14 protein-coding genes are annotated in these 17,075 nt (G+C 70.7%); 6 read left to right on the top strand and 8 right to left on the bottom strand.

Going from position 1 to position 17,075, the window contains the following annotated elements; all coding sequences use genetic code 11:
* Nucleotides 1–6 precede the first annotated feature (6 nt).
* The 3 genes from ACQEVY_RS35165 to rsmH are packed head-to-tail and all read right to left on the bottom strand — an operon-like array spanning nt 7 to nt 3,555.
* Nucleotides 7–1,965 (bottom strand): peptidoglycan D,D-transpeptidase FtsI family protein, encoded by a 1,959-nt coding sequence (locus ACQEVY_RS35165; protein ID WP_432953415.1) that lies wholly within the window; start codon nt 1,963–1,965, stop codon nt 7–9.
* 5 nt (nt 1,966–1,970) lie between these two features.
* Nucleotides 1,971–2,528, bottom strand: coding sequence for a hypothetical protein (locus tag ACQEVY_RS35160; RefSeq protein ID WP_432953413.1), 558 nt, complete (start codon nt 2,526–2,528; stop codon nt 1,971–1,973).
* A 28-nt stretch (nt 2,529–2,556) separates the two neighbouring features.
* Nucleotides 2,557–3,555: a 16S rRNA (cytosine(1402)-N(4))-methyltransferase RsmH gene (rsmH, locus tag ACQEVY_RS35155; protein ID WP_432953412.1), complete on the bottom strand. Its 999-nt coding sequence runs from the start codon at nt 3,553–3,555 to the stop codon at nt 2,557–2,559.
* Between the two features lie 386 nt (nt 3,556–3,941).
* Here rsmH and ACQEVY_RS35150 point away from each other — a divergent pair, with 386 nt between their 5' ends.
* From ACQEVY_RS35150 to ACQEVY_RS35135, 4 genes are all read left to right on the top strand, one after another.
* Complete coding sequence (locus ACQEVY_RS35150) at nt 3,942–4,490, top strand: beta-class carbonic anhydrase (protein WP_432953411.1); 549 nt, start codon at nt 3,942–3,944, stop codon at nt 4,488–4,490.
* A gap of 193 nt (nt 4,491–4,683) precedes the next feature.
* A complete protein-coding gene (locus ACQEVY_RS35145) occupies nt 4,684–5,721 on the top strand; it encodes an AAA family ATPase (protein ID WP_165340590.1) in 1,038 nt (345 codons plus the stop codon).
* A complete protein-coding gene (locus ACQEVY_RS35140; RefSeq protein ID WP_432953410.1) occupies nt 5,721–7,070 on the top strand; it encodes a DUF58 domain-containing protein in 1,350 nt (449 codons plus the stop codon). Before ACQEVY_RS35145 ends, ACQEVY_RS35140 begins: the two co-directional genes overlap by 1 nt.
* A complete protein-coding gene (locus tag ACQEVY_RS35135; RefSeq protein ID WP_432953409.1) occupies nt 7,067–9,463 on the top strand; it encodes a transglutaminase TgpA family protein in 2,397 nt (798 codons plus the stop codon). The genes ACQEVY_RS35140 and ACQEVY_RS35135 overlap by 4 nt, the downstream gene beginning before the upstream one ends.
* 533 nt (nt 9,464–9,996) lie before the next feature.
* Here the strand turns inward: ACQEVY_RS35135 and ACQEVY_RS35130 are convergent.
* The 3 genes from ACQEVY_RS35130 to ACQEVY_RS35120 form a co-directional block, all read right to left on the bottom strand.
* Entirely contained in the window at nt 9,997–10,404 is a 408-nt protein-coding gene (locus ACQEVY_RS35130; protein ID WP_165340587.1) for a DUF3040 domain-containing protein, read from the bottom strand.
* 276 nt (nt 10,405–10,680) lie between these two features.
* On the bottom strand, nt 10,681–11,451 hold the full coding sequence (locus ACQEVY_RS35125) for a class I SAM-dependent methyltransferase (RefSeq protein ID WP_432953408.1): 771 nt from the start codon (nt 11,449–11,451) through the stop codon (nt 10,681–10,683).
* Between the two features lie 226 nt (nt 11,452–11,677).
* Nucleotides 11,678–12,235, bottom strand: a complete 558-nt coding sequence (locus ACQEVY_RS35120; RefSeq protein WP_165340585.1) for an SAV_6107 family HEPN domain-containing protein — start codon at nt 12,233–12,235, stop codon at nt 11,678–11,680.
* A gap of 187 nt (nt 12,236–12,422) precedes the next feature.
* On the opposite strand from ACQEVY_RS35120, the gene ACQEVY_RS35115 reads away from it, so the two are divergent.
* On the top strand, nt 12,423–13,052 hold the full coding sequence (locus tag ACQEVY_RS35115; RefSeq protein ID WP_432953407.1) for a TetR/AcrR family transcriptional regulator: 630 nt from the start codon (nt 12,423–12,425) through the stop codon (nt 13,050–13,052).
* A 496-nt stretch (nt 13,053–13,548) separates the two neighbouring features.
* Nucleotides 13,549–15,066, top strand: coding sequence for a phytoene desaturase family protein (locus tag ACQEVY_RS35110; protein WP_432953406.1), 1,518 nt, complete (start codon nt 13,549–13,551; stop codon nt 15,064–15,066).
* A 53-nt stretch (nt 15,067–15,119) separates the two neighbouring features.
* On the opposite strand, the gene ACQEVY_RS35105 is transcribed toward ACQEVY_RS35110, so the two are convergent.
* Nucleotides 15,120–16,067, bottom strand: coding sequence for a hypothetical protein (locus ACQEVY_RS35105; protein WP_432953405.1), 948 nt, complete (start codon nt 16,065–16,067; stop codon nt 15,120–15,122).
* 56 nt (nt 16,068–16,123) lie between these two features.
* A complete protein-coding gene (gene metF / locus ACQEVY_RS35100) occupies nt 16,124–17,047 on the bottom strand; it encodes a methylenetetrahydrofolate reductase [NAD(P)H] (RefSeq protein ID WP_432953403.1) in 924 nt (307 codons plus the stop codon).
* Between the last annotated feature and the right edge of the window lie 28 nt (nt 17,048–17,075).

The raw sequence follows: 17,075 nt of genomic DNA, 5'->3' as shown, positions 1-17,075 counted from the left end.
TGCTGATCAGGGATTGAAGGTGACCGGAAGGCGGGCGGGCGGCTTTCCGGTGGGCGGCACCTGGAGGGTCTTGAGGGCGAACTCCAGTACCTCCTTGTAGACGGGCCCGCAGATCTGGCCGCCGAAGTAGCTGCCCTTGGTGGCGTTCTGGATCGCGCAGTACACGGTCACCCGGGGGTTGTCGGCGGGCGCGAAGCCGGCGAACGAGGAGGTGTAGCCGCGGTAGCGACCGGTGTCCGGATCCACTCGGTTGGCGGTGCCCGTCTTCCCCGCGACGCGGTAGCCGGGGATACGGGCCTTGGTGCCGGTGCCCTCCTCGTCGTCCACGACGGACTCCAGCATCTGGGCGAGGGTCTTCGCCGTCTTCTCGCTCACGACCCTTGTCTTCTGGGGCTTCGGGGCCGGTGTGAAGCGGCCGTCGGCTCCCTTGGTGCCCCGTACGAGGGTCGGCTCGACGCGTACGCCGCCGTTCGCGATCGTCGAGTACACAGAGGCCGCCTGCATGGCGTTGATCGACACGCCCTGGCCGAAAGGAATCGTGTACTGCTGCGAGGTCGACCACTTGTCGGCGGGCGCGAGGATGCCGTCCGTCTCGCCGGGGAAGCCGAGTCCGGTCTCGCGGCCGATGCCGAACTTGCGCAGATACGAGTAGAGGACCTGGTTGGCCTGCCTCTGAGTCTTGCCGAGTTGGCCGGTCGCCAGGATGGTGCCGATGTTGCTGGACTTGGCGAGGACGCCGTTGAGCGTCAGGTACCAGGTCGGGTGGTCGATGTCGTCCTGGAAGAGCCGGTCGCCGCGGTGCAGCCGGTTGGGCACCGTGACATGCGTCGAGGGTGTAGCGGCGTTCTCCTCCAGAACAGCCGCCATCGACATGACCTTCGCGGTAGAGCCGGGCTCATACGCGTCCTGGAGGGCCGCGTTGCCGAGCGCCGCCGACCCGGCCTGTGAGAGGTCGTTCGGGTCGAAGCCGGGCGAGTTGGCCATCGCGAGGATCTCGCCGGTCTTGTTGTCCTGCACGATCACATAGCCGCGGTCCGCCTTGGACTCCTTGACCTGCTCGGTGATGGCGCTCTGCGCGGCCCACTGGATGTCGCGGTCGATGGTCAGCTCCACCTCGGAACCGGCCACGGCGGGCGTTTCGGTACTGCCCGCGGTCGGCACCCGGTGGCCGCCGGCCTGGGCGTAGCGGATCTTGCCGTCCTTGCCGGACAGTTCCTCGTTCAGCTGCTGCTCGATACCGCCGCCGCCCTTGCCGTCGGCGTTGACCCAGCCCAGTATCCCGGCGCCCAGGTCGCCGTTCGGATAGACCCGCTTGCTGCTGGGCTCCTGGAAGACGCCCGCGAGCACGTTCACGGCCGTCCTGTCCTGCTGGGCCTTCTCGGCGAGCGTCGTCTTCAGGTCGTTGATCTGCGTCCAGACCTGCGGGGTCTGGCGACGGGCCAGCAGGACGTACTGGGTGCCCTGCGTCCGGAGCTTCTCGGCGATCTCGGCGGGTTCCTTGCCGAGGATCGGGCCGAGCAGCGCGGCGGCCTGCTCGGGGGCGTCGCCGATCTTCGTCGCCTTCCGCGTGAACATCGTGGGGTCGGCCGTGATGTCGTTCGCGTCCACGCTGGTGGCCAGCTCGACGCCGTTGCGGTCGGTGATCCCGCCGCGCTCGGCGGGCAGGGTGCGGCTGAAGTACCTGTTCTGTTCGGCCTTGGCCGAGTACACGTTCGCGTCGACCGCCTGCACCTGGAGCAGCCGCACCACGAAGGCGATCATCACCAGCGTCAGGGCGAGACTGACCAGGCGCAGCCGGGGGCGGGGGCTGCCCAGCCGGATCATCCGCGGCCGCGGTGAGCGCCCCGCGCGGGGCGCAGCTGGGCGACGCGGTGGGCGTGCGCCTGGTCCCGGACGCCGACTGGCGGGGCGTACGGACTTGGCGGGCGACGGCACGCGGCGGCGCGGGGGTTCCTTGTCGGACACTTCCGTCACCTGCCGGGGGGCGTAGGGGGCTGCGTGGACGGGGTGCGGGGCTGTGCCTGGGGGGACGCGGCCTGGCTCGCAGCCGGCTTGGGCGACTGCTTGGGCGTGGGCGTCGCCTTCGGCGTGGGCTTCGGCTTCTGCTTCGGCGTGGAGGCGGGCTTCTTGGGTGACAGCACCAGGGGGACGCGTACCGACGACTGCTGGGCGGCCTCAGGAATCCCTCGTACCGTGCCGTCGGGGTTGAGGAAGGCGGGATCGCCGCCGGGGACCATGCCGAGCTCGCGGGCGCGGCGCTGGAGGGCGTCGGGGGCGGAGTAGGCGTCCACGTCCCGCTGGAGTGCCTGCTCCTCGTCGGTGAGGCTCTTCGTGTCGTCCTGGAGGTCGTCGAGCTTGAACGCGCCTTCACTGAGGGCGGAGTTCAGGACCAGCAGCCCGATGAGGCCGCCGCCCAGGAGGAGCACGATGAGGAGGACGAAGGGCGTACGGGCGGCCTGTCCGGAACCGGACGGGATGAGCCGGGCGAGCCGGGCGGCCCGCCCCCTCAGTTCGGGTTTCCTACTCACTCACCGCCCCCTTCTTGCCTCACGCCCCTCATTCGACGGACTCCCTGATGCGCTCTGCCCCGCGCAGCCGCGCCGGGGCGGCCCGCCGGTTCTCAGCGATCTCCTCCTCCGTGGGGAGCTCCGCACCGCGCGTCAGCAGCTTCAGCCGGGGCTGATAGCGCTCGGGCACCACCGGCAGGCCGGCCGGCGCGGTGGTGGCGGCACCGGCCGCGAACACCTGCTTGACCAGCCGGTCCTCCAGCGAGTGATACGACAGAACGGCGATCCGGCCACCGACGGCGAGCGCTTCCACCGCCGCGGGAATCGCCCTCTCCAGGACGGTGAGTTCGCCGTTGACCTCGATACGCAGCGCCTGGAAGGTCCGCTTGGCCGGGTTACCCCCGGTGCGCTTGGCGGCCTGCGGCAGCGCGTCCCGGATCAGCTCGACCAGACGCGCACTGTTACTGAAGGGCTCCTTCTCGCGCTCACGCACGATCGCGGACACGATCCGCTTGGCCTGCTTCTCCTCGCCGTACACCCTGAGGATCCGGACGAGTTCGCCCGGCGGGTACGTGTTGAGCACCTCGGCCGCACTCACCCCGGTCGACTGGTCCATCCGCATGTCGAGCGGGGCGTCCTGGGCGTACGCGAACCCGCGTTCCGCCTCGTCGAGCTGCATGGAGGAGACGCCGAGGTCGAAGAGGACGCCCTGGACGCGCGGGAGCCCGAGCCGGTCGAGTACGTCGGGGAGTTCGTCGTAGACGGCGTGCACCAGGGTGGCCCGGTCACCGAAGGGGGCGAGCCGCTCTCCGGAGAGGCGCAACGCCTCCTTGTCGCGGTCCAGGGCGACGAGGCGAGCTTCGGGGAAGCGGGTGAGCAGGGCCTCGCTGTGGCCGCCGAGGCCGAGGGTGCAGTCGACGACGACGGCTCCGGGCCGCTCCAGCGCGGGGGCCAACAGGTCCAGGCACCGCTGGAGCATCACCGGAACATGTCGCTGTCCCTCCCGCCGCCCGCCACCACCCTCATTCGAATGCGCTTCGCGCCCCATTGAATCCGGGCCCTCTCAAATCCGACGCGGCCGTACGCACCGCCGGGTCCCCGACCGACCGGGAGCGGGAGGAGGCCGAGCCGTACGTACGCGCCGCGCACGCGGGGAGACTCCGGCATGTCGCCGGGTCCTCCGGGGGACAACAGTCCAGTTGGGAGACTCTCGCCTCCCAGTTCGCGTCACTTTAGTCCACCGTGGCTCGCGGTCAATCAGCCGCCCTGCGCGTCGCGCGACCCCGCCGCCACCGACGCGGCACAGCCCGGAGAACCACCCTTACGGGCACGCACGCGACAGCCATGTGGGTTAGCTCACAACAACGCTTGTTGATGTTCTTTGTCCGCTCTCACAGCGGGCGTGTACGGACTGTGACGATTAACGTCATGGGTATGACGACTTCCGCATCCGTTCCCACCGAACCCGAAGCCGCCATATCCGGCGGCGACACCGTCACCGACCGTCTCGTCGAGGCCAACAAGGGGTACGCCGCCGCATTCAGCGACCCGGGCATGGATGCCCGCCCGGTGCTCGAGGTAGCCATCGTGGCCTGCATGGACGCCCGTCTCGACCTGCACGACGCGCTCGGCCTGGAGCTGGGCGACTGCCACACGATCCGTAACGCGGGCGGGGTCGTCACCGACGACGTGATCCGCTCCCTCACCATCAGCCAGCGGGCGCTCGGCACCCGCAGCGTCGTACTCATCCACCACACCGGCTGCGGTCTGGAATCCCTCACCGAGGAGTTCCGGCACGAGCTGGAGATGGAGGTCGGCCAGCGTCCCGCCTGGGCGGTGGAGGCCTTCCGGGACGTCGACCAGGACGTACGGCAGTCCATGGCGCGGGTACGCACTTCTCCGTTCCTTCTTCACACCGACGACGTACGTGGTTTCGTGTTCGATGTGAAAACGGGACTGCTGCGTGAGATTGACCCCACCTGACCCCACCCAAAAGGCGTAAGCCCCGACATATCACAGCCAGTTGTCCACAGGCGAGTGACACGAACCGGTAACGGCAACAAGAATGCGGGTGTGGCGTCACGCGGAACTTTTCACGCGTGGTGTCCGTGTTCGAGGTGGGCCGATTCGCGTCGTGAGCGTCGGCCCGGAGAAAGAACGGGCCGAGGAGGGCCGGGTGACGACCTATGACGATCGAGCGAGCCTTACGGATCTGACCACCACTGTGGAGCGAGTCCGCAGTTCGGTGGAGGGAGTGATCGAGGGCAAGCCTGAGGTCGTACGGCTTTCGCTGACCGTACTGCTCGCCGAGGGACATCTTCTGATCGAGGATGTTCCCGGCGTCGGCAAGACCATGCTGGCCAAGGCACTGGCGCGGTCCATCGACTGCTCGGTGCGGCGAATCCAGTTCACGCCCGATCTGCTGCCCTCGGACATCACAGGTGTGTCCATCTGGGATCAGCAGCGCAGCGAATTCGAGTTCAAGCCGGGCGCGATCTTCGCGCAGATCGTGATCGGGGACGAGATCAACCGCGCGTCACCCAAGACGCAGTCCGCGCTCCTGGAGTCCATGGAGGAACGCCAGGTCACCATCGACGGGCATACGTACGAGCTGCCCAGCCCCTTCATGGTCGTGGCCACCCAGAACCCCGTCGAGATGGAGGGCACCTACCCGCTGCCGGAGGCGCAGCGCGACCGCTTCATGGCACGTGTATCTATCGGCTATCCCAGCGCGGAGGCCGAGTTGGAGATGCTGGACATCCACGGCGGTGTCTCACCGCTGGACGACCTCCAGCCCGTGGCGCATGCGCACGACGTCGTGAAGCTCATCGACGCGGTCCGCACGGTCCATGTCGCCGACCCGGTGCGGCGTTACGCGGTGGACCTGGTCGCCGCCACACGAACCCACCCCGACCTGAGACTGGGCGCCTCCCCGCGCGCGACGCTGCACCTGCTGCGTGCGGCGAAGGCTTCCGCGGCGCTCAGCGGCCGGGACTACGCGCTGCCGGACGACGTCCAGGCGCTGGCGGTGGCGGTTCTCGCCCACCGTCTGCTGCCGACAGCCCAGGCTCAGCTGAACCGCCGTACGGCCGAGCAGGTCGTGCTGGAGATCCTGCAGCGCACTCCTGTGCCCGCGGCGCCTGTCTCGCAGAGCGGTCTGACGATGGGCCGGCCGGCTCCGGAGTTCGGCCAGCAGCCACCCCGGAGGCTGTGATGACCACCGGGGGCATGCCGGCGGCGCAGGCCGAGGAGGACAAGGGCGGCCTGCGTACGGCACTCGCCGGGCTCACCACGCGCGGGCGATCCTTCCTGGCGGCGGGCGTGGCGGCCGCGGTGTGCGCGTACGTCCTGGGGCAGAGCGATCTGCTCCGGGTCGGGCTGCTGCTGGCCGTGCTGCCGCTGGTGTGCGCGGCCGTGCTGTACCGCACGCGCTACCGGGTGGCGGGCAGCCGCCGGCTTTCGCCCGGGCGGGTGCCCGCGGGCTCCGAGGCCCGGGTCCATCTGCGGATGGACAACGTTTCTCGGCTGCCCACGGGGCTGCTGATGCTCCAGGACCGGGTGCCGTACGTGCTGGGGCCGCGGCCCCGGTTCGTACTGGACCGGATGGAGGCGGGCGGCCGGCGCGAGGTGTCGTACCGCGTGCGCTCCGACCTGCGGGGCCGCTATCCGCTGGGTCCGCTCCAACTGCGGCTCAGCGACCCGTTCGGGATGTGCGAGCTGACCCGTTCCTTCTCGACGTACGACACCCTGACGGTCATCCCGCGCGTGGAGCCGCTGCCTCCGGTGCGGCTGACCGGCGAGGCCAAGGGGTACGGCGACGGGCGGAACCGCTCACTGGCGCTGGCCGGCGAGGACGACGTGATCCCGCGCGGGTACCGCTACGGCGACGATCTGCGCCGGGTCCACTGGCGCTTGACCGCGCGCTACGGCGAGCTGATGGTGCGCCGCGAGGAGCAGCCGCAGCGGGCCCGTTGCACGGTGCTCCTCGACACCCGAGGCATCGCTTTCGAGGGCGCGGGCCCGGACTCGGCCTTCGAGTGGGCCGTGTCGGGCGCGGCGTCCACGTTGGTGCACATGCTCGAACGTGGCTTTTCGGTACGGCTGTTGACGGACACCGGCAATTCGGTGCCCGGCGAGGGGGCGGACGGGTTCGCGGGCGCCAACCAGGAGTCGGCGGACGCGGCGGGTCTGATGATGGACACCCTGGCGGTGATCGACCACTCCGACGGTACGGGCCTGTCCCGGGCGTACGACGTGCTGCGCGGGGGGAACGAAGGGCTTCTGGTGGCTTTTCTGGGCGACCTCGACGAGGAGCAGGCGACGGTGCTCGCCAAGATGCGGCAGCGCAGCGGCGGGGCAGTCGCCTTCCTGCTGGACAGTGAGTCGTGGGTGGAGGGTGAGGCCCACCAGGACAGCGAGGGGCGGCTGCGGATGCTGCGGGAGGCGGGCTGGACCGCTGTGGCGGTGCCGCCGGGCGCGGGTCTCCCCGATCTGTGGCGGGAGGCCGACCGGCAGCGCAATCAGGTCACACCGGCCGGCAGCGCGGCGGGAGGCGGCTCATGAGCGGGGGTGCGCGACTGGCGCTGTGCTCCATGGCGGCGACGCTGCTGGCGGCGTGCGCGCTGCTGCCGCTGGTCACTCCGGCGACGTGGCTGCTGCAGGCGGCGTTCCTGCTCGCGATCCAGACCGGTGTGGGCGCGGCGACCCGGCGGGTTCCGCTGGCCCGGCCGCTGACCATCGCGGCGCAGGCTCTGGTGACCCTGATGCTGCTGACGCTGACGTTCGCCCGTGAGCAGGCCATTCTCGGGTTCATCCCGGGCCCTGAGGTGTTCCAGCAGTTCGGGCTGCTGCTGCAGACGGGCGGGGAGGACGTCGGACGGTTCGCGATCCCCGCACCGTTGTCCGAAGGCATCCGGCTGATGATGGTCGGCGGTGTCCTGGTGATCGGGCTGGCGGTGGACGCGCTCGCGGTGACGCTGCGCAGCGCGGCGCCGGCCGGACTGCCGCTGCTCGCGCTGTACTCGGTCGCGGCCGGCCTCTCGGACGGCGGCGCCGGATGGCTGTGGTTCCTGCTGGCGGCCGCCGGTTATCTGCTGTTGCTGCTCGCCGAGGGCCGTGACCGGCTCTCGCAGTGGGGCCGGGTCTTCGGCGGCGCACCCCGCATGCCGGGCCCCGATACCTCGCCGGGCGCGGTCGCGCCGGTCCGCACGGGACGGCGCATAGGTGCCGTCGCGCTCGGCATAGCCCTCGTGGTGCCGCTCGGACTGCCGTCCCTCGACGGCGGCCTGCTGGCCGGTACGGGGACAGGCGTCGGCTCGGGCAACGGAGGCGGCGGCACGATCTCCGCGGTGAACCCGCTGGTCTCGCTCCGCGACAGTCTGAACGTGGACGAGGACCGCCAGGTCATGTCGTACAACACCAACTCCGAGGACACGCAGGACCTTTATCTGCGGATCGTCTCGCTCGACGAGTTCGACGGCACGGCATGGAAGCCCTCCAAGCGCGCCATCGAGGATGTACCGGGGACCTTCCCGACGCCGCCCGGTCTCGGAGACGAGGTCCGGCGCACCGAGGTCGAGACGAGGATCTCGGCGTCCGACTCGTACGCGCAGGACTGGCTGCCCATGCCCTACCCGGCCAGCCAGGTGGGGATCAGCGGCAAGTGGCGGTACGAGCCCGTGGGGCGCACGCTCGTCGGCGACCACGGCCAGACCACGCGCGGCCTCGACTACTCCGTCAAGAGCCTGATCGTGCAGCCGACCGCGGAGCAGCTCGCCGACGCTCCGGAGCCGCCCGGCTGGCTGCGGCGCGAGTTCACCGATGTGCCGGAATCGCTGCCCCCGGTGGTGTACGACACGGCGCGGCAGATCACGTCGGGTTCGAGCAACAACTACGAGCGCGCGGTGAAGCTCCAGGACTGGTTCTCCCTGGAGGGCGGATTCGTGTACGACACGGAGGTGCAGGTCGGCAGCGGTTCGCAGGCGATCGAGCGCTTCCTGAGGGACAAGGAGGGCTTCTGCGTCCACTTCTCCTTCGCGATGGCCTCGATGGCCCGCACGCTGGGCATACCCGCCCGCGTCGCGGTCGGCTTCACACCCGGCTCGCCCGAGTCGAACGGCACGATGTCCGTGGGCCTGCGGGACGCGCACGCCTGGCCCGAGCTGTACTTCGAGGGCGTGGGCTGGACCCGCTTCGAGCCGACGCCGAACCGCGGCACGGTTCCGGAGTACACCCGCTCGGACACTCCGGGCACCACGCTCCCCGAGCCGGGCACGTCGGAGGAGGTCGCGCCTCGGCCTTCCGCGGCCGCACCGTCCACCAGCGAGAGCTGCACGGCAGAGCAGAAGAGGCTGCAGGAGCCTTGCGCCAGCGAGTCTCCCGAGGCGGCGATCACGGCGCCGGACGACGGCCTGCCGTGGCGCCAGTTCCTGCTGTGGCCCCTGGTCGGACTCGTACTCGCGATACCACTGCTGCCGATGATGTGGCGGATGAGAGTACGGGCCGTACGGCTCGGCACGCATGGCCGCACCGAGGCGGACGCGGCGGCTCACACGCTGGCCGCTTGGCATGAAGTGACCGATACGGCCTGGGACTTCGGTATCGCGCCGGACGAGTCCCAGACGCCCCGCAAGGCGGCGGCCCGGATCGTCCGGCTGGGACACCTGGATCCGGCGGCCACGACGTCCGTGCACCGGATCGCGGACGCGGTGGAACAGGTCCTGTACGCCCCGCGGCCCCGGCCGACGTCCGGCCTGGCCGAGGACGTCCACAGGATGACCGACAGTCTGCGCGCCTCGGTCAGCAACGGCACCCGCCTGAGGGCACTGCTGGCGCCGCGCTCGGCTGTACGGGTGGCGTGGGCGGTCTCGGAGGGCTGGGCATCGCTCAAGTCCCGGGCGACGGCCCGCGTGACGACGCTGGTCCGGCGGCCTTCGGCTGGAGAGGGCAGCGGCTGAGGGGACTGAACCTGGCCCTTGGAGGGGGCGCCTGCCCGGTCGGGTGGGCGCCCCCTTGGGCGTATCGGCGCGGTGTGCTGCCGTACGCCGGTGGTGTGCGGGTGCTGTGCGTACGCGAGGCTCAGCGCCGTACGCCGGTCAGGTGCGGTGCCGCGTATCTCGTGAGCGAGGGCCTGTGAGCGTGACGTGGGCGAAGCTCGCCGCGCCGCAGAGGGCGCCGCACTGTACTGACGCGGCCCGCGGTCGACGCCGGAGCGTGCCGTACGCCTCGCGGCGAGGGCCGGTGAGCGTCACGTGGGCGAAGCTCGCCGCGGCCGCGGAGGGCGCCGAGTTGGACCGACGAGGCCTGCGGTCGACGCCCCGGAAGCGTGCCGTACGCCTCCCGGGCGAGGGCCGGTGACCGAACACTCTTGAGCACACCTCAGTCGGACAGCAACTCCGGTCCTCCGCGCCGGAGGCGGACGGCATGCCGAAGGGGCGGCCACCGCTTGGTGGTCACCCCTTGCGCGCTGTGCTGGCTCTCTGCCCGGGGGCTAATGGCCTTGTTCGTCGCGGCGCCGCTGCCAGCGCTCCTCGATGCGGTCCATCATGGAGCGTCGCTGCCGGCCCTGACGGCGGGCTTGCGGAGCGCTCGGCGCACCGGCACCCGCGGCGGGCTGCTCGCCCGGCTTGGGGGCTTTGCGCCAACCGGTGACGGCGAGCACCGCGCAGCCCAGCATGACGAGGAATCCCACCACGCTGACCCAAATCTGCTGTGCGACCATTCCGGCCATGAGGAGCGCGATACCAACCAGGAAGCCCACGACCGCCTGGTAAACCCGTTTCCGGGTGTACGTACGCAGCCCGCTTCCCTCAAGCGCTGTCGCGAACTTGGGATCTTCGGCGTACAGCGCTCGCTCCATCTGCTCGAGCATTCGCTGCTCGTGCTCCGAGAGCGGCACGGAGTCCTCCTCATCGTGCAGTCGCCGGGGCGACCGGGGGTCCCCTTCAGGATAGGCAGGGAATCGCCCCCGTGAAACCCGCCCCTCTACGCCAATTAGCCAACCGGATTCCGCCATGGCACCCCGGCTCACTGAAGCGTGCATTCCCCAGCGACGGGCCCGTCATGCCGGACGGTCTCCTCCGATCATACGGCTCCGAGCGCTCGATCGGGGCCGCTGTGGCGTACTCCATCTGCCGTCGCGCTCCTGATCAGCGGCAGGGCCACGGGAGTCGGCTCAGGCCTCGGCGGCTTCCCTGGTCTCGCCGAGCACATGGAGCTGGGTGGCCACAGAGTGGAAGGCGGGCAGCTCGGCCGCCACGGCCTCCAGCTTGAGCAGGGCGTCCAGGGCGCCCGGCTCGGTGTCGACGAGGACTCCGGGGACGAGGTCCGCGAAGACCCGTACGCCGTGCACCGCGCCAACGCGCAGACCGGCGCCCTCGACGAGAGCGGTGAGCTGCTCGGTGGTGAAGCGCCGGGGCACGGGATCGCCCTCGCCCCAGCGGCCGTCCGGGTCGCCGAGTGCGTGCCGGGCCTCGGTGAAGTGTCCGGCCAGGGCGCGCGCGAGCACCGCGCCGCCCAGTCCGGAGGCGAGCAGACTGAGGACTCCCCCGGGGCGCAGCGAGGCCACGGCGTTGGCGACGCCCTCGGCGGGGTCATCCACGTACTCGAGCACGCCGTGGCACAACACCGCGTCGTAGCCGCCGCGTTCGACGACGTCGAAGAGGCCGTGGGCGTCGCCCTGGACGCCCTGGACCCGGTCGGCGACGTCGGCCTCGGCGGCCCGGCGCTCCAGCGCGAACAGCGCGTTCGGGCTGGGGTCCACGACGGTGACGCGGTGGCCGAGGCGGGCGGCGGGCACCGCGAACTTGCCGCTGCCGCCTCCTGTGTCGAGCACGTCGAGCGACTCCCGGCCGGTGGCCTTGACCCGGCGGTCGAGGGCGTCCTTCAGGACGTCCCAGACCACGGCGGTACGGAGAGAAGCGCGGGGGCGCGACGGGTCCGACACGGCAGTTGACTCCTCGGCGCGGCACCGCCTCGGCTACGGCGGAGCAATAGGGATGCCTTCCCCGGACCTGTACGGCCAGGGAAAGGTGCAGGCGATGCCAACCCTATTGCCTCCGGCCCCGTGCCCGACTCTCCGTCTCGCGCGACGGACGACCGCGCCTGAGCGGACGGCCGTACCGAGTCGGCCCCGGGCGGACGCGGCCTCGCTCATCCCGCTTCTGTGTCGTTCATCCCGCATCCGGCACCTCCGGTACGTCTGGTTCTTCCTGGTCGGCGTCCTGCCGGGGCTGGGGCAGCACGGGCTGCAGCACGAGCATGCGCTCGACGAGGCGCAGGAACATCGCCACGTCGCGCAGCAGGTCGTCGGCGTCGCGGCTGCTGGCCGCGCCCTGTATGCCTGCCTCCGCGCGGGCGCGGCGGCGGGCGCCGGAGGCGAACAGCGCGCTCCACTCGGTGAGTTCGGGCGCGATCTCGGGGAGCACTTCCCAGGCGCTCCGGATCTTCGCCCGACGCCTCGGACTGGACTCAGGGCGCCCCCGGGCGGCGAGCACGGCGGCGGCGGTGCGCAGGGCCGCGAGGTGAGCCGTCGCGTAGCGCTCGTTGGGTGTTTCCAGCAGGGCCGCCTCGTCGAGTCCGGCGCGAGCCTGAGCGAGCAGGTCGAGCGCGGCGGGCGGGGCCGTGGCCCGGCGGAGCACGGGGTGTACGTCGCTCGCCGGTCCGGTCAGTGAGGGGGCAGGGCCGGTGGCGCGGCGCCGACGGGCGGCGGCTGCGTGGTAGCTGGCCATGACGAACCTCCTGTCGTCTGTGTGACGGCAACGGCATGTCAGGTGATGCCGTATGTGCCCATCGTGAGGTATGCCACTGACAACGCGTTCTGACCTGGGCTTTTGATTCGATCTAGCGTTCGGGAAGGTGATCGAGGGCCGTCGGTCTCAGGGGCGTACGTGAGCTGCGCCTGTGAGAATCAGGGCCATGGAAAGCAGCAAGGCCGTGGACAGCGGCAGCAGCCGGAGACAGCTGACCCGGCAGAAGCTCTACGAGGCGGCCGTGACGCTCATCGCGGAGCAGGGCTTCTCCGCCACCACCGTGGACGAGATCGCCGAGCGCGCCGGCGTCGCGAAGGGCACCGTCTACTACAACTTCGCGAGCAAATCCGTCCTCTTCGAAGAGCTGCTCCGGCACGGCGTGGGACTCCTCACCGCCTCCCTCCGGGAGGCGGCCGAGAAGACCGCTCAGGAGGGCGGCAACAAGGTCGACGCCCTGGACGCGATGATCCGGGCGGGACTCGTCTTCATCGACCGCTATCCGGCCTTCACGCAGCTGTACGTGGCGGAGCTGTGGCGTACGAACCGGGCCTGGCAGTCCACCCTGCTGGTGGTCAGGCAGGAGGCCGTCGCGGTGGTCGAGGGAGTTCTGCGCGACGGCGTGGCGAACGGCGAACTGAGCGACGAAATCGACATCCCGCTCACGGCGGCGGCCCTGGTGGGCATGGTCCTGGTGGCCGCCCTGGACTGGCAGGCCTTCCAGCCGGAGCGCTCCCTGGACGACGTCCACGCGGCGCTGTCGCGGCTGCTTCAGGGACGGGTGAGCGGCAACCGCTGAAGCGCCCGCGAGCACAGAGGGCCGAAAAAGCGAGCGCCGGTCCGAGGTGGCCGCGTCCCCCGCGGGCCACGCCGAACCGGCGCCCTTCTTGCTCCCCCGTACTCCCCCGTTACTTCCCCCGTTTCGGTCTCCCCCCCCGGTTCCCCCGTGCCTCGCTCCCGCCCCACTTCTCGGCGGAAGGAGCGGCCAAGGGCGCTGCACCGTTCCGCCGCCCCGTGTCGGCGGTGCCGGAGCCGCGCCCCTTTCCGTGCCCCCACTCTCTCGTTCGCGCAGGTCGGGCCCCATCCGCGCGCGTACTCATCTCTCTGACTAGGTACGGCTACTCAGACCTGCGCACTCAGGCCCAGAACGCACCGTTGCCTACTGGTTACGAACGCGTCCGCGCCGCTACTCCCGCGCCGCTCTCCTGGGCCCGAATCCGGGACCCACGCGCGCGTGGCGGTGGCAAGCCGATGTGGCGGCAGCGTTGTCAGTGGCGGCCGATACAGTCCCTGGCATGGCACGAATTGCGGTGATCGGCGCCGGGATGGGCGCGCTGGCGGCCGCCGCCCGGCTGGCCGTCGCGGGCCACCGGGTGGTGGTGTTCGAGCGCGCGGCGACGTACGGCGGGTCGGTGGGCGTCCTCGAGCGCGACGGCTTCGTCTTCGACATAGGTCCGGGCCTGCTGCCGCTGCCCGCGGTCTACCGCGATCTGTTCGTCAAGACCGGCAAGGAGCCCCTGGAGAAGTGCGTCGACCTGGTCCAGGTGGACCCGGCCTCGCACCACGTCTTCGCGGACGGCACGGAGGTCTCGCTGCCGAACGCCTCGCGGGCGGGAGTCGTCTCAGCCCTGGAAGCGGCCCTCGGGGCGGGCGCCGGAGAGAGTTGGGGCGAGCTCCTGGTGCGGGCGCGCGAGGCCTGGGACCGTACGCGCCGACCACTGCTCGAAGAGCCCCTGTGGCCCAACTGGCAGGTCCTCGCCGAGCGTGACCCCTATCCGCCGGTCAAGCAGCGGCGTCTGCTGCGTACCCGCACAGCGACGACTCTCGCGGAGGTCGGCGCCTGGGAGCTGGGTGACGCGCGACTCGCGGCCCTCTTGGAGAGCCACGCCCTCGCGTACGGCCTCGACCCGCGCGTCGCTCCGGCCGCCGCGACCGTACTGCCGTACATGGAGCACGCCTTCGGAACGTGGTATGTGCGCGGTGGGATACGGGAGTTGGCGCGGGCGGTGTACGAGCGGTGCGTGGCCCGGCGGGTGGAGTTCCACTTCGATACGGCTGTCGAGCGGATCATCGAGAAGGACGGCCGTGCGGCGGGCCTGGAGCTGGCCGACGGCACCCTCGAAGAGGCGGACTTCGTGGTCGCGGGCGTGGCGCCCGGAGTGCTGGACCGGCTGACCTCCGGGATCGCGCTACACGGCGAAGGCGAAGTGCCGCCTCAGCGGGGACTGCCGAGCCGCCTGACGGTTCACCTGGCGCTGCGCGGCGGGCGGCCGGAGGGGGTGGCTCATCGGACGGTGGTGCACGCGGCGGATCGTGAGGCGGAACTGCACTCGTTGTTCGGCGACCGACCCGGCCGTACGGCTCCTGCGGGCCCTGGCCTCCCGGCCGCGCCCACGGTGACCGTGCTGCGCCCCGGCGATCCCGCACTGGTGCCGGACGACGACCACGAGGCGGTCACGCTGCGCGTCACGGTGCCGTCAGGCCTGGAGCCAACCGAGGAAGACGTCCAAGGCGTTCTCACCACCGCCGAGCGCGCGATACCCGGCCTGCGGGAGCGGCTCCTCTGGCACGAGGTCCGTGCGCCGGCGGACATAGCGGAGGCGACGGGCGCGGACGGCGGCGCCGTTCCGGCCCCGGCCCTGGCCGCCGCGGGCGGACGTCACCTGCACCCGTCCAACAGCACCCGTCTGCCAGGCCTGTTCACGGTCGGCGGCTGGGCACACCCCGGCGGCGGACTGCCGCACGCGGGTATGTCGGGCGCGCTGGTCGCGGGACTGATCGTGGAGGGACCGGACTTCCAGGGCTCTCAGTAGGAACTCGACAGGTCCCGAAAGGATCGTGCCGCCGCTGCCAGAACCGATACTGCTCAGAACCGGTACTGCTCGTCGTACCCGTTGCCGGTGCCGTTCCCGTTGCCGTTGCCGTTCCCATTGCCCTCGTACGGGTACTGCTGCTGCTCCGGCGGGAGTTCGCCGCCGTACGTGTCGTCGGAGCGCTGCTGCGGGACCCAGACGCCGCCAGCCGGGGTCTCGCCACCGTAGCCTCCGCCCGCGTACTGGTCCTGGCCGTAGCCCTGCTGCTCGTACTGCTGCTGCGAGGCGTCGTAGGGCGAGTCGTACGAGGCGCCCCCGTACGTCTGCGAGCCGAGGTACGGGTCGGAGTAGGCGGCGTACTGCTGCTGGCCGGTGTCGTAGCCGTACTGCTGCTGGTCGTAGCCGGAGTAGCCGTCGTACCCGTAGTTCTGGCTGGCGAAGTCCTGGGACTGGGTGGATGCCGCGTAGGCCGGGTCGGTGGCCGCTGCGTAGGCGGTGTCGCTGTAGACGCCGTAGTTGCCCGTGTCGTCGGGCAGGGGCTGCGGCTCGTAGACAGAGGTGGTCTCGGCGTGCTGCCCGAAGCTGTCGGAGCGCTGCCCGAAGACGGACTCCTCGCGGCCGTAGAGGTCGTCGCCCGGGCCGAAGTTGTCCCGTGGACGCATTCCACCCTCCGCCGCCTGGAGGTCGGAGACCTCGAGAGTCGGGTCGCGGTCCGGCTCACCACGGCGGCGCTTGTTGGCGCCCGGGCGGCCGGCGACGGCCCAGCCGGCTGCGAAGCCGCGGCGGAACGACAGCGTGACGTAGGTCTGCCCGACGGCGAACGCGGCGGCGCCCAGGCCGATGACGGGCACGGACGGGATGAGCACGCCGATCACCACGCCGAGGAAACCCGCGAAGGCCAGCAGCCGCCAGCGGAGCCGTGCCTTGTACTGCAGCAGGACCTCGCCGAGCAGCCACAGCGCGACGATGCCGAACGCGATATAGAGGACCGTCCAGCCCATGTACGCCCCTCTCCCAGTGGCCGTTACGCAGTGTGTCGTACGAGGATGCGTCCGGTCTAGGCCTGCTGTGGGTGGTGCAGTCCCAGATTCTCGTAGATTTCCAATGTCGCGGTGGAGTTGTTCAACGTGATGAAGTGCAGTCCGGGGACTCCCTCGGACAGCAGCCTCGCGCAGAACTCCGTAGCGAACTCGATTCCAATGGAGCGTACAGCCGCCGGATCGTCCTTGGCTGTGAGGATCCTGTCTTTCAGGGCGTCCGGGAACGAGGCGTTGCTGAGCTTCGGGAGCCGCTCCAGCATCTTCACGCTGGTCACGGGCATGACTTCGGGGATGACCGGGGTCTCGCAGCCGGCCGCGTCGACTCGGTCACGCAGCCGCAGGTACGACTCGGGGTGGAAGAACATCTGCGTGATCGCGTAGTCGGCACCGGCCCGGCATTTGTCGACGAAGTGTGCGACGTCCATGTCCCAGCTGGCGGAGCGCGGATGCATCTCCGGGAAGGCCGCGACGCCCACGCAGAAGTCGCCCGACTCCTTGATGAGTCGGACGAGTTCGGCTGCGTAGGTCAGGCCCTGGGGGTGCGGGATCCAGTCGCCCATGGGGTCGCCGGGCGGGTCGCCGCGCACGGCGAGCATGTTCCGGATCCCGGCGTCCGCGTACTGGCCGATGATGTTGCGCAGCTCGGCGATGGAGTGGTTCACCGCGGTGAGGTGGGCGACCGGGGTGAGCGTCGTGTCCGCGACGATCTGCTCGGTCTCCTTCACCGTGCCGGCGCGGGTCGAGCCGCCCGCGCCGTAGGTCACGGAGACGAAGTCGGGGGCGACGGCCTCGACGCGGCGGAGCGCGTTCCACAGGTTCCGCTCGCCCTTCGGGGTCTTCGGCGCCGAGAACTCGAAGGAGTACGTCGTCTTGCCGGTGGCGAGCATGTCACGCACAGTGCGTGCGCGGTCAGTCCTGGTGGACGCAGATCCGAGGGCCATACCCGCAGGTTAGTCAGGGGCTGGCGGT

It is taken from the genome of Streptomyces sp. CA-288835 (assembly GCF_050936385.1).
Taxonomy (GTDB): domain Bacteria; phylum Actinomycetota; class Actinomycetes; order Streptomycetales; family Streptomycetaceae; genus Streptomyces.
The sequence above is the reverse complement of the archived record's forward strand: the minus strand, read 5'-3'. Positions and strand labels throughout refer to the sequence as shown.